Genomic DNA, 1,526 nt, shown 5'->3' on the forward strand with positions numbered 1-1,526 from the left:
CCGGTCGCCGCCATCGGCCGCTCGACGCTGGCGGGGCTCGCAGCCCTCGGCCGGATCGCGATCTTTCTTGTGGCGACGATTGCGGCCATGCTCCGCCCCCCCTTCTACTTCCGCGAATTCCTTCAGGCGCTTTGGGCGATCGGTTACAATTCGCTGCCCGTTGTGGCGCTGACGGCCCTGTTCACCGGCGGCGCGCTGGCCTTGCAGATCTATGAAGGCGGCGCGCGGTTCAACGCCTCGCAGGTGGTGCCCTCGATCGTCGCCATCGGCATGGTGCGCGAGCTTGGCCCGGTGCTGGGCGGGCTGATGGTGGCGGCGCGCGTGGCCTCGTCCATCGCGGCCGAGATCGGCACGATGAAGGTGACCGAACAGATCGACGCGCTGGTGACGCTGTCCACCGACCCGATGCGCTATCTGACCGTCCCGCGCGTGCTGGCGGCGACCATCGCCCTGCCGGTGCTGGTCGCGGTGGGCGATTCCATCGGCATCCTGGGCGGCTATCTGGTCGGCACGGGGCGGCTTGAACTGAACGCGGCCGCCTATCTCAAGACCACGGTCGATTATCTCACGCTCTGGGACGTGACCTCGGGGCTGATCAAGGGCGCGGTCTTCGGCTTCATCGTGGCACTGGTGGGCTGCTATTTCGGCATGAATTCCGAGCGCGGCGCGCAGGGCGTGGGGCGGGCCACGAAATCGGCGGTGGTGACGGCCTCGGTGATGATCCTGGCCACCAACTACCTGCTGACCGAACTGTTCTTCTCCGCATGATCGCGCTGTCCGGCCTTCACAAAAGCTTCGGCGCCAACCGCGTGCTGCGCGGCGTCGACCTGACCGTGCCGAAGGGTGAAAGCATGGTCGTCATCGGCGGCTCGGGCACCGGCAAGTCGGTGCTGCTGAAATGCATCCTCGGGCTGGTGAAGCCCGATGCCGGCACGATCCGGATCGACGGGCAGGATGCCGCCAGCCTTGACCGCGACGCCTTTCTCGCGCGGTTCGGGATGCTGTTCCAGGGCGGCGCGCTGTTCGATTCGCTGTCCGTCTGGCAGAACGTGGCCTTCCGGCTCTTGCGCGGCCCCGGGAAACGCCCCAAGGCCGAGGCGCGCGAGATCGCCATCGAGAAACTGCGCCGCGTCGGCCTGAAACCCGAGGTGGCCGACCTCTACCCCGCCGAACTGTCGGGCGGCATGCAGAAACGCGTCGGCCTTGCCCGCGCCATCGCCGCTGAGCCGGAAATCATATTCTTCGACGAACCCACCACCGGACTCGATCCGATCATGGCCGGTGTCATCAACGAACTGATCCGCGAGATCGTGGTCGAGATGGGCGCCACCGCGATGACCATCACCCATGACATGACCAGCGTGCGCGCCATCGCCGACGACGTCGCGATGCTCCATGACGGGGTGATCCAGTGGACCGGCCCGGTCAAGGACATGGACGCGGCGCCGGACCCGTATCTGCAACAATTCATCCACGGCCGCGCCGAAGGCCCGATCGAATCGGTGCGCTAGAGTCGACCGCGACCA

2 protein-coding genes are annotated in these 1,526 nt (G+C 66.8%); both read left to right on the forward strand.

Annotated features, from left to right (window positions below; all coding sequences use genetic code 11):
- The coding region (locus ENN83_RS14395) for an MlaE family ABC transporter permease (RefSeq protein WP_287188094.1) at nucleotides 1-768 on the forward strand (768 nt) is incomplete at its 5' end.
- Entirely contained in the window at nucleotides 765-1,511 is a 747-nt protein-coding gene (locus ENN83_RS14400) for an ABC transporter ATP-binding protein (RefSeq protein WP_253089338.1), read from the forward strand. The genes ENN83_RS14395 and ENN83_RS14400, both read left to right, overlap by 4 nt.
- Nucleotides 1,512-1,526 lie beyond the last annotated feature (15 nt).

Origin of the sequence: Rhodovulum sp., from assembly GCF_011048875.1 — a bacterium.
GTDB classification, from domain to species: domain Bacteria; phylum Pseudomonadota; class Alphaproteobacteria; order Rhodobacterales; family Rhodobacteraceae; genus Rhodovulum; species Rhodovulum tesquicola.

Coding starts and splice junctions, on each gene's coding strand:
- ENN83_RS14400 (WP_253089338.1), top strand. CDS start 765: ATGATCGCGCTGTCCGGCCTTCACAAAAGCTTCGGCGCCAACCGCGTG.